We start from the raw sequence: 10,936 nt of genomic DNA on the forward strand, positions 1-10,936 counted from the left end.
AGGCGGCGAGGATGTAAATCAACGACCAATGTGTGACGCGCCTCGTTGGATTGTTGATCTTACGGGGATTGGTGAAGGATCTCTGTCCAAGTACGGCGCTGCATACGAATGGGTGCTGAGCCGGGTCAAGCCGGCACGTTCACGTTTGACAAATAAGCCGCGACTTCAGCGCATGTGGTGGGTATATGAGCGTCCGGGAACTGGGATGCGGAAGGCAATTTCAGGGTTGGGCGAAGTACTTGTGATCACCCTCCATTCCAAAACTGTAGTGCCGGTGCGGGTTTCTTCAGAACAGGTTTTCAGCCACGCGTTGGCAGTATTTGCGACTGACTCGTTTGCTGACCAAGCTATATTGTCATCAAGCCTCCATCAGATCTGGGCATCTACCTACGGATCTACTATTCGGACCGACCTTCGGTACACGCCGTCGGACGTTTTTGAAACCTTTCCCCGGCCTATCGGAGATGATCGGCTAGAAGAACTTGGGAGGATCCTGGAAGCTACCCGCCGACAGATCCTGTTGCATAGGAATATCGGTCTCACAAAGCTCTACAACCTCGTCAATGATCCGGCTGTATTGAATGACTCTGATGCTGAGATTGCGGAAGTACGCAGAATTCATGCTGAACTCGACTACGCCGTGATCGCCGCCTACGGTTGGGACGACGTCCCTCTCGACCACAGCTTCCACACCTACCGCCAAATGCAACGCTGGACCGTCAGCCCCGCCGCTCGCGTAGAAATCCTGGATCGCCTACTTGAGGAAAACCACCGCCGCGCGGCAGCCCAGGGGGCAGCGCCGACTCCTGATCCAGACCAGTCCGACGACGAATTCACCGAAGGGGAGCAGTGACAAGCTCGATCGACGACGCCACGACGCCCACTCCCTCGGCGCCGATTGACTACCGCCTCACTCACACCCCCGACTCCCGCTCCTACACCGCCCGCGAAAACCTCGTCGACATCCTCGACCGCGAAATCCTCGGCCCCGCCAACGGCGACAATGAGATCCTCGAAACCACCCCCGACCAGGCCTACCTGATCGGCCGTATCGCCCCGGTCCGGATCACTGACCGCGGTATTCCGACCGACCAGGACACCGACGAACCAGACACCGATGTCGGTGACGACCTGGATGCGCAGCAGTCCCGCGGTGTCCCGGTAACCGCGGTAGATGACAGTAGCGCCGCAGCCGACGAGGATTCCGCTTCGAACGACGCGGAGGACGCGGCGCCCAAGCGGGGCTTGGTGATTCCTGCATCGATGGGGTTGCGATTCCAGATCCCAGCCGACCTGGAGTCATTCACCGTTACCGCCTCTTGGGGCCAATACAACCGGGTCTCGCACGACGATCTCGAGACTGCTGCTGACCAGCAGCAATCTCGCAAAACCCCACGCTTCCAGCGCACCCCCTTCACGATTCCCGCCGAGATCCGGGTTGCCGACCTGCAGCCGGGCGAGACGAAAGAAATACCTCTGCGTGACACCGTGGTGCTGCGCATCGACAGCTACATGGAGAAGAACCGTCTGCTCGTCGAAGTCGCCTTGTGCAACGACCGGGAAACCGGCCGCCACATCCCCACCGAAGCCTGGCTGTACCAGACGAAGCTGGAGATCGATGCGGGTGGTGCGGATGTGTTCCTACCGGCGTCCGATCCGCTGACCGATGTCCACCAGGAGCTGGACGACGACCGCGCCCGGCTGAACCTGCAGTACCGCAAGCACCTGGAGTACGCGGTCGGGCGCACTTGCTCGGTCAACTGGCAGGTCGACACGTGGCGGAAAGAGCAGTGGGACACCGCAACCCGCTCCCCGCGGGCGCGGAAGGTATGGACCACCTGGCTGCCGGTCACCGAAACTCCACAAACCACAGCCGGCGAAGTACAAGCGCTGCTGGACATGAAGCTGCTCGCCGAGGCTACCAAAGGTGAGCTGCGGACCGGCCTGCAGCCGATCGTGTCCGACTACGCGGTGTGGCTGGACAGCGAAGAGCAGCGAGCGAAGAAATTACCTCCGCACCTGCGGACGGTGGCCCTCGAGGCCGTCGCCGACGCGCGTGAAGTCCACCAGCAGCTCGCCGAAGGCCTGTTCCACCTCCTCACCGACGACACCGCCCTGCGGTGCTTCCAGTTCATGAATGAGGTGATGGCCGAGCAACGTATCCACAGTCAGGTTGCCGAACGCCGCGCCAAGAAGGAGTATCGCGACGAGAGCATCGAGGAAGCTCGTGCCGCGGTCCTGAAAAGCAAAGGCGCTCTGGCCCATTCCTGGCGCACCTTCCAGCTGGCGTTCATCCTCATGCAGCTGCCGATGCTGACCGACCCAACAGCGGAGCGCCGTTCCGGCTCCGCGACCAATAGTGGCCTGGCCAAAGCTCAGCTGCTGTTCTTCCCCACCGGTGGTGGTAAGACCGAGGCCTACCTCGGCCTGGCGGCCTACACTTTCGCGGTCCGCCGTCGGCAGGGTGTTGTCGACAGCTCCGAGGGACCGCTGAATGGTCTCTCCGGAGTCGCTGTCCTCATGCGATACACCCTGCGGCTGCTGACCGCCCAGCAGTTCCAGCGCGCGACCGCCCTGGTGTGCGCCGCCGAGGTTGCGCGTCGAGCTGACGAAAACACCTGGGGCGCCGAACCGTTCCGGATCGGGCTGTGGGTGGGTACCCAGGTCAGCCCGAAGTGGTTCGAAGAAGCCCGCGACCAGCTCAAGAACATCAATGAAGGCCGCGGGCACCGGCTCACCGTCCTGCAGATCCAGCGTTGCCCGTGGTGCGGCAACAGGATCGAAGCAGCCGATGTGAAGACCGATGAAGTCCAGCGGCGGGTGCGAATCTACTGCAGCGACGATCTCGCCGAGTGCCCGTTTTCCCAAGGCGGTGCCGTGGACGACGGACTTCCGGTGCTCACCGTCGACGAAGAGATCTACCGCCTCGCACCGTCGTTCGTCATCGCCACTGTCGACAAGTTCGCTCGGCTGGCACGGGAAGGTGAAGCGGCTGCTCTGTTCGGCTACGTCTCGGAACGATGCGACCGGCACGGCTACGTGCACCCCGACTACAAGCAGTGTGCGCTCCAAGACGGAAACAAGCACAATGCCAAGGGCATTCACCCCGCAGCGGCCCGCCGACCGTCTGGTCGGCTGCGCCCACCGGACCTGATCATCCAGGACGAGCTGCACCTGATCACCGGTGCACTGGGCACCACTGTCGGCCTGTTCGAGGCGGCTGTCGATGTGATCACCAGCTGGCAAACCCCCTCCGGCGCTCCCGTCCGCCCACTGCTCATCGCCTCTACGGCGACCGCATTCCGAGCCGGCGACCAGGTGCGCAAACTGTATGGGCGCGACGTCACTATCTTCCCGCCGCAGGTGCTCGATGCCGGCGACACCTTCTTCTCCCAAGCAGAACCGGTGTCGGAGGACAAGCCCGGCCGCCGGTACGTGGGAATCAGCACCACCGGCGTCCGCGTGACCACCGCCGAGATCCGTGTCGCCGAAGTACTCATGACCGCAGGACAATTGCTGCTCGACACCTCGGGAATTTCCGCCGACCCGTACATGACGTTGGTCGGCTACTTCAGCGCTACCCGTGAGCTGGCCGGTATGGCCCGGTACATGGGTGACGACATCCAGACCATGCTGCGCAAGGGTCGTCCGTGGTCACGGCTACCACGACGGTTCGGCACCGGATTCGACGAGCTGAGGACGGCCGAGCTGACTTCCCGGGTGGGAAGCGCCGATATCACCAAAGTCCTGGACAACATGGCGGTTTCGTTCGATCCGGCGATCGACGCGACTGGCGCCAAAGGCACCAAGCGGGACGCTGTTCCGTACGACGCGGTCCTGGCCACCTCGATGCTGCAAGTCGGTGTCGACGTCACCCGGCTTGGACTGATGCTCGTAGTCGGCCAGCCGAAGAACACCGCCGAATACATCCAGGCGTCCTCCCGCGTCGGCCGAGAGCCGGAGCGCCCAGGGCTGGTCGTGACTCTCGGAAACTGGGCACGGCCCCGCGACCTCGCCCACTTCGAGCAGTTCCGGCATTACCACGAGACCTTCTACTCGAAAGTCGAAGCGCTGTCGGTGACTCCGTACTCACTGACCGCGATGGAGCGCGGGGTGGACGGTGTACTGGTGAGCGCGGCGCGGGTGCGCGATGCCGCCCGCACCGACGGGATGTCGCCCGACACCGGCGCCGGGAACGTGGACGACGAGCACGGGTATGTCAAGGACCTCATCGGACGGCTCGTCGAGCGGATGAAGCGGGCCGCGCAGGACGAAAAGGCGGCGGAACTGGCCGAAACGCTGCTCAACAACCGCCTCGACCTGTGGACCAAACGCCGGGCCGACCTCATCGCCCGCGGAAAGACCCTCAACTACGACAAGAAGCCGAACGATCACGTCGGAACCCTGGTGATCAGTCCCGACAACGCGAAGGGATTGCGCGGGTCACTGGACATTCCACCGTTCGTGGTCGCCAACTCGATGCGCGAGGTCCAGCCCGAGATCAACCTGCTGGTCAGCCCCCTGCCCGACCGGCTCGCCTATATCGCCCCCGCATCCGCACCCCAGTGGAACTTGCCCGAGGCGCAGGACTAGGAGCGCTCATGACCATCGAAGCCACTGCCGCCGAACCGATCTTCGACGAGACACAGGTCGTCGATCCGCTCGGTGATGTGGAGTCCGCGCAATCGCAGGGCACCCTGAAGAACCGGGCGAAGGTCGGCTCCGCGCGGCCGTCGTCGTTGATCTACACCTACGGGCCCGGCTCGGTCATGGATCTACCGAACTTCACGATCATGCCCACCGGGCTGGACGAGTGGGACCGGATCTGGAATCGCCGCGACGGCATTCCCACCATCCACGCGCCCCGACTGCGGGAGGCAGTGCGGCGGCTGATCAAGGGCGCGCACCGGGACATCGAGCTACGGCCGTTCCCGTGGCAGGCGACTAAGAGCAACTTCGGCAAAGAGGGAAACGATCTCGGCGTACCCGCCCGGATCTTTCCGCAGTGGCTGCGCTGCACCAGCTGCGACACCCTCGGCCCCCTGGGCTACTTCAACTACGTGAACACCCATCCTTTCCGGACCGATCTGGCGCAGTTCGAGCACAAGTGCCGTGGCCGGAAAGGCAGCCACAAGAAGGCGAGTGCACATCCAGCAGTGCCGGCACGCTATCTGCTCGCCTGCGAGGACGGACACGTCGACGAATTCCCGTATGAGCTGTGGGTACACCGCGGCCGAGGGTGCACGGAGGCCGTCCAGGGCACCGCGCCGTTGACAATGAGTGACCGGTCGTTCGGTAAGGGTGCCGTCGCGACCATCAAATGCGGTGCCTGCGGATTGACCCGGGCGATGAACGAAGCACAGGGTGAGGCGGCGCGGGACAAGCTGCCCCGATGCCGGGGAAGACACGCACACCTCGACGCCTTCTATCCGTGCAAGAACGAGGTCCGACTGATCCTGGTCGGTGCGTCGAACCTGTGGTTCCCGGCCACCCAGTCGGTCATCGTGATGCCCGAGCAGAAGGAGATGCTCGACGAGGAAATCGCCAGCCGCATCCGGGTCGCGCTCGGCGACAAGCTGGAGCGATACGCCAAGAACCTCGACTTCGCCCGGGACATCCTGCAGGAAAAGGAGATCGATGTTTCGGGATACAGCGACGACCGGCTGAAGCAGCTGATGGACCTCGCAATGGCGCCCCCGGAAGAGTCCGCAGCAGACAAGCAACAACAACGGTGGGACCCGATCGACCTCTTGGTTCCGGAATGGCGCTACCTGCAGTCCGATCCGCTGGGAGATCGGCACTCGGATCCGCAGAGCGGACTGACCCTGTCGCGGCGGAACAAGCACGCTGCGCTCCCGAGTCAGATCAATCGGGTGCTGGCAGTGGAATCGCTGCGCAGGGTCAATGCACTGGTCGGCTTCACCCGCATCGACGAGATCGATCGAGTCGATGATCTTCCCGACCGAATGGTTCCGCTCGCCCGATCGACCCGCCCCACATGGACAGTAGCCACCGAGGACCGCGGTGAAGGCATCTTCCTGCAGTTCGATGAAACAGCGGTCGATGCCTGGGAACAACGGATACTCCAGAGCGGTCTTTGGGCTGCCCTCCGTGCCGCACACGCGCGCAACTTTGCCAACCGCTACTCCGATACCGCTGCCAAGGACCTCAAGCCTGACGACCGCCTCCGGCCACCGCGCTACTGGCTCCTTCATACCTTCGCGCACGTCCTGATTCGCGAGATGGCGATGACGTGCGGCTACAACGCCGCCAGTCTCAGCGAGCGCCTGTATGCCTGGCAGGGAGCAGACGGCCGCGAGCCGGCCGCCGGACTACTGATCTGCACCACCGCCTCGGACAGCGATGGAACACTCGGCGGCCTGGTGGAGCTGAGCAAAGAAGACCGGCTGCAGGAAATCGTTGCTGATGCTCTGCGGCGTGCCCAACGCTGCTCATCCGACCCGATATGCGCGACCCGCACCCCGAAGGATCCGGAGGACTTCCTGCACGGTGCCGCGTGCCACTGCTGTGCCATGGCATCGGAGACCTCTTGTGAGCGTGCGAATCGCTTCCTGGACCGCCGCTTCCTGATCGATCTGCCGGGGAGCAGCCTTGGCTTCTTCAAACCCACCGGCTGACCCGGCGCGCACCCTCGGCGAACTACTCACCGGCACCGAAGCCGAGGATCTCGCCGACCGGCTGGCCTCCGGTAGCACGCTGAACTCGGCCCTGCGGGCGATTGTGCCGAGTCGGCGGGCGATCGTCGGGGCGATGCTCGAAGCATTGGGACCACAGGCTGTGGTACCGGTGCTGCGGGCGATCGAGGGTGCGCGGTCAATCCGCCCGACGGTCGACCCGTTGTGGACGCTACCTGGACAGTTGGCCCGGTCGGGCCGTCTCACCAGCGAGGTGACCCGGCTGGTGGACGGTGCTCGCCAGTCGATCACCTGCTCCACCTTCAACTTTCAGCGCTCGTCCGGGTTCTGGACCGCATTGCAGCGGGCTGCGCAGCGGCCGGGGGTTTCTGTACGGATCTACCTCGACACCTGGGCTGCCGACCGGCAGTCGCAAGCCTGGTCGCCGACGACAACCGAAGTTGCTGCGCACCTGCGCCCTGCCGCTGTCTACCGCACCACTACATACGGCAACGAGTACGTTCGCAATCACGCGAAACTCCTGGTCATCGACCACCGTTTCCTGCTGGTGACCAGCGCCAACTTCTCGCGGAGCGCCGAGCATCGCAATGTCGAGTTCGGCCTGTTCCTCGACAACCCCAACCTTGCCGAGGCCGTTGAGCGGCAACTATTTGCGGTCCAAGAGGAGCTGTACGAACCGGTCGTAGTCAGCAGCGCTTTCTGACCCAGAACTTGCGGCCGGCTGCGATCGAAGTCGCACCACTACCTGCGGAGTTGCGAAAATCGCCATTCTCGTGCGAGGATAGTCACCACAACACCGCGGGGTGATCAGAAACCGCCCCGACGAGCTTCGGCAGACACAGATCTGCGGTTGCGGGAAACAGCTTCTCGCAACACACGTGGTCGGCGCCCAACAATCGCCGACTTGTTCCACACCTTCGATTCCCCGCATCGCCAGCACTGATTCCCTTCAGTGCCGATGACACCTGCGCCGGAACCGAGAGTGCGACATCTGAATCAACAGTCGCAAGCTCCCGTGGCGGAAAATGGAGGAAATCGAAAATGTTCAAAAATCGTGGTTCCAGCCTCCCCTGGACTCAGCCCACTCGGTCAGCGCGCCTGCGCCGGACCACAATTGGGCTTTCGGTCGCCGCTCTGCTGATGGCGACGTTGTCGGCGTGCGTGAACGATACGGACGGTACGGCGGCCGCGCCGTCCACGACACCGTCGGGCAGATCTACGACGACCACGGCCGCACCGAAGCCAGTATTCCATCCGACATCCGACCAGATCTTGCTGTCCCTGACGACTGTCAAGAAGAGCTGCTTCGGCTCGGCCGGGTGCAGTGTCAACGTCCACGTCGACCCGAAGTTCCTGTTCCAACAGGAGATCCCGGCTGGAAAGAAGTGGACGGTGATCTACGAGATTCGTGGCGGTGAGGACGGTCCGAAGATCAACAACTTCACGTTCACCCGCGGCGACTCCGCCGACGAGGTCAGCTACCGGATCGCCGGCGAAGAGAGCGTCAGCACCAGCGGACCGAACGACCGGCTCACGGTCTCGGTCACCGACATCTTCGCCAGCGGCGCTGCCTGAATTCACCACGACCCGAAGGAATCACGACCATCATGACCAACCCACAGGGACCTCAGCAGCCTTCGACCGGCCAGCCGCAGGCGCCGTTCCACCCGTACCCGCCCCAGAAGAAGCGGCGCGTCTGGCCTTGGGTGCTGGGCGGCTTCGTCGCATGCATCGTCCTGCTGTTCGGCGGCTGCACCTTGCTGATCGGTAGTGCCGCACACGAAGTGGCGAAGCAGCAAGACGAGCGCACGGTCGCCGCGCCCGTCGGTACCCAAGTACGAGACGGCAAGTTCAGCTTTGTCGTCACCCAGGTCGATGCCCCGGTAAAGACCGTGGGCGACAACCAGTTCATGAAGCAGGACGCCCAGGGCGAATACATCCTGGTGCACATCGAGGTCACCAACACCGCCGACAGACCGCAGACCTACTTCGGCGACAACCAGAAGCTCGTGGACGACTCCGGGCGGGTGTTCGGCAACGACACCCGCGCCGAGATGAACCTGAACGATCACCTGATGACGGAGATCAACCCCGGCAACAAGATCTCGGTGATCCTCGCGTTCGACGTCCCCGAAGGCACCGCGCCTGCCGCGATCGAGTTTCACGACTCGATGTTCTCCGGTGGCGCCCGCGTCGCCGTCAAGTGACGGCCGTCCTCCATACCGCACGTGTCCCATCCGACATTGCTTCTACTGCAACGAAAGTCGCCCTGATGAAAATCTTGATCACCACCGCAGTCCTGCTGACCTGTATCGCCGGCGCCACCGCAGCCGCCAGTCCGGCCTACGCCGAGGCACCACGGTGGACGGCTGTAGCGGTATCCGCTAGCAACGGCCTGCTGAATAGCGCATACGACTACGCGGACCTCGAAGAGGCGAAGAACGTCGCGATCACCAACTGCGACGGTCGGATCCCGCCAGCCACCGGATCGACTGCGCCGGTGCACGACTGCCGCATCGTCCTGACCTTTACGAGCGGGCAGTGCGGGGCCGTCGCAGCGGGCGACCGGACCTACGACGGCGAGATAGTCGGCCGCGCCTACTCCTACTCGGTCGGCAACAGTCTCACCGAGGCCGACTTCGACGCGGTGCTGAAGAACGCCGGACGCGGCGCGACCGTCTGGTGGTCCCAGTGCCAGCGGTGAGCTGGCTTGCTCACACCGGCGTATTCGAAGCCCACGTGACCGCATCGACCACCCACCAACCCAACGTCACCGAGGAGACGCCATGACCATTTCCATCGACCATCGCTTGCTCTCGAGGCCGCAGGACTCCAGCACCTACCTGGCTCTGAAGACGATCCAGGGCGGGCGCGACGTGTACTCCACCCGTGTTCCGCTGCTCGACCTGCCGACGATCCTGCCCGTGCCCGATCCGAACAACGTCGACAAGGACAACCGCAAGGTAGATCGCCTGCACGCCAAGCAGTTCGGTCAGTACCTCGACGCCAAGCAGGACTGGGTCGCGCCAACGCTGCTTGCGCGGGACGGCGGTGGCTGCGTCTTCACCAAGGCCGATGAAGACGGCCGGGTCGGCTACCTCACCGTGCCGTGGGCGATCGGCGGCATCGCCACCCTGCGCACCATCGATGGACAGCACCGGATCCTCGGCGTCTCGATCGAGAAGCAGCGCATCACCGACGGTATCTCCGCCGTCGACCGTGAACTGGCCCGCAAGGTCAGTGTCGACCGGGCCGCCAAACTGCAGGCCGAGCGCGACAAGCTGGTGCGGCAGATGAACCGGCTGAAGCAGGAGTACGTCGGCATCGACATCTATGTCGAACCTGATCCGATCAAAGCCCAGCAGATGTTCGTCGACGTCGCCGACAATGCCAAGGGCATCAGCAGCGCAGTCCGGGCCCGGTTCGACAACTACAAGGTCGCCAACCGCACACTGTCCGACGTCATCGACCACCCGCTGCTGAAGGGCCGCGTCGATGCCGAACAGGACCGGATGACCCTGAAGAACCCGAACCTGATGGGCGCCAAGCATGTCGCCGACATCACCCGCGCGGTGGTTGCCGGTGCCGGTGGCCGGATCAGCAAGAAGGCCGAGCAGACGCTGACCGACGGCGAGGTCATCGAACAAGTCAAGGACTTCCTCGACCTCATGTCCATCGCATTCACCGATCTCGCGGCCATCACCGAAGAGGACCCGGGGGCGGCGCACGGCGCCGGTGAATCGCTCTCGCAGCAGCTGCGCCGCACCTCGCTGCTCGGTTCGGTCGGTATGTGGCGGGTACTGGGCGGAGTGTTCCGGGAGCTGCGCAGCAGTGATGCCCCTGCCGAACTCGGCGACATCGCCGAGTTCTTCAAGCGCCTCGACCCCCACATGGCGGCACCGGTCATCGAAACCAGTCTTTGGCGTACCACGGCAGCCGACGTCGACTTCGAGCCGAATGCATCGGCCCCGATTATGCGGACCCAGAACATCGTTCACCTGGTCGGCGTGATCGCGGGGTGGTACCGGAAGGATCCTGCCGAGTTGTAGGGCGTTGTCCCTCGACTGAACTCGACCTCGACTCTCGCCCGGCCTGGCGACCGGGCGTGATCGGGTTCGGATTGGGAGGATCGGGGAAACTCGCTGCTGATCAGCAGCTTTCGGGCGAACTTGGAGGCCCGGTTGTCGGCGGAACGTGAAAACTGATCATTGCGTGGCATTCGTTGCTGATACCGGCGTCGACAGTAACCATCCCGTTGTGCTGCACATGTCACGATTGCT

The 10,936-nt window shown here is 63.6% G+C and carries 8 protein-coding genes; all 8 read left to right on the forward strand.

Going from position 1 to position 10,936, the window contains the following annotated elements; all coding sequences use genetic code 11:
• Positions 1-205 precede the first annotated feature (205 nt).
• The 8 genes from ACV7NQ_RS26040 to ACV7NQ_RS26075 all read left to right on the forward strand — a co-directional run bounded on the left by ACV7NQ_RS26040 (position 206) and on the right by ACV7NQ_RS26075 (position 10,705).
• Positions 206-853 carry a type IIL restriction-modification enzyme MmeI gene (locus ACV7NQ_RS26040; RefSeq protein ID WP_463362033.1) on the forward strand — a complete coding sequence of 216 codons (648 nt, stop codon included), beginning with the start codon at positions 206-208 and terminating at the stop codon, positions 851-853.
• Positions 850-4,593 (forward strand): DISARM system helicase DrmA, encoded by a 3,744-nt coding sequence (gene drmA / locus ACV7NQ_RS26045; protein ID WP_463362034.1) that lies wholly within the window; start codon positions 850-852, stop codon positions 4,591-4,593. The genes ACV7NQ_RS26040 and drmA overlap by 4 nt, the downstream gene beginning before the upstream one ends.
• Before the next feature lie 8 nt (positions 4,594-4,601).
• The gene (gene drmB / locus ACV7NQ_RS26050; protein WP_463362035.1) at positions 4,602-6,638 is read left to right on the forward strand and encodes a DrmB family protein; all 2,037 of its coding nucleotides are present in this window, start codon (positions 4,602-4,604) and stop codon (positions 6,636-6,638) included.
• Complete coding sequence (drmC, locus tag ACV7NQ_RS26055) at positions 6,613-7,359, forward strand: DISARM system phospholipase D-like protein DrmC (protein ID WP_463362036.1); 747 nt, start codon at positions 6,613-6,615, stop codon at positions 7,357-7,359. The genes drmB and drmC overlap by 26 nt, the downstream gene beginning before the upstream one ends.
• 458 nt (positions 7,360-7,817) lie before the next feature.
• Positions 7,818-8,231 carry a hypothetical protein gene (locus tag ACV7NQ_RS26060; protein ID WP_463362037.1) on the forward strand — a complete coding sequence of 138 codons (414 nt, stop codon included), beginning with the start codon at positions 7,818-7,820 and terminating at the stop codon, positions 8,229-8,231.
• 32 nt (positions 8,232-8,263) lie between these two features.
• Complete coding sequence (locus tag ACV7NQ_RS26065; protein ID WP_463362038.1) at positions 8,264-8,863, forward strand: DUF4352 domain-containing protein; 600 nt, start codon at positions 8,264-8,266, stop codon at positions 8,861-8,863.
• Positions 8,864-8,928: 65 nt separating this feature from the next.
• Entirely contained in the window at positions 8,929-9,360 is a 432-nt protein-coding gene (locus ACV7NQ_RS26070; RefSeq protein WP_463362039.1) for a DUF4189 domain-containing protein, read from the forward strand.
• A gap of 82 nt (positions 9,361-9,442) precedes the next feature.
• Complete coding sequence (locus ACV7NQ_RS26075) at positions 9,443-10,705, forward strand: DNA sulfur modification protein DndB (protein WP_463362040.1); 1,263 nt, start codon at positions 9,443-9,445, stop codon at positions 10,703-10,705.
• Positions 10,706-10,936: the final 231 nt, after the last annotated feature.

It is taken from the genome of Nocardia sp. Tas62D01 (assembly GCF_055232035.1).

Bases quoted from the DNA above. Each gene is read 5' to 3' on its own strand.
- ACV7NQ_RS26040 (WP_463362033.1), top strand. From the start codon at position 206: ATGCGGAAGGCAATTTCAGGGTTGGGCGAAGTACTTGTGATCACCCTC.
- ACV7NQ_RS26075 (WP_463362040.1), top strand. From the start codon at position 9,443: ATGACCATTTCCATCGACCATCGCTTGCTCTCGAGGCCGCAGGACTCC.
- ACV7NQ_RS26065 (WP_463362038.1), top strand. From the start codon at position 8,264: ATGACCAACCCACAGGGACCTCAGCAGCCTTCGACCGGCCAGCCGCAG.
- drmB (WP_463362035.1), top strand. From the start codon at position 4,602: ATGACCATCGAAGCCACTGCCGCCGAACCGATCTTCGACGAGACACAG.
- ACV7NQ_RS26070 (WP_463362039.1), top strand. From the start codon at position 8,929: ATGAAAATCTTGATCACCACCGCAGTCCTGCTGACCTGTATCGCCGGC.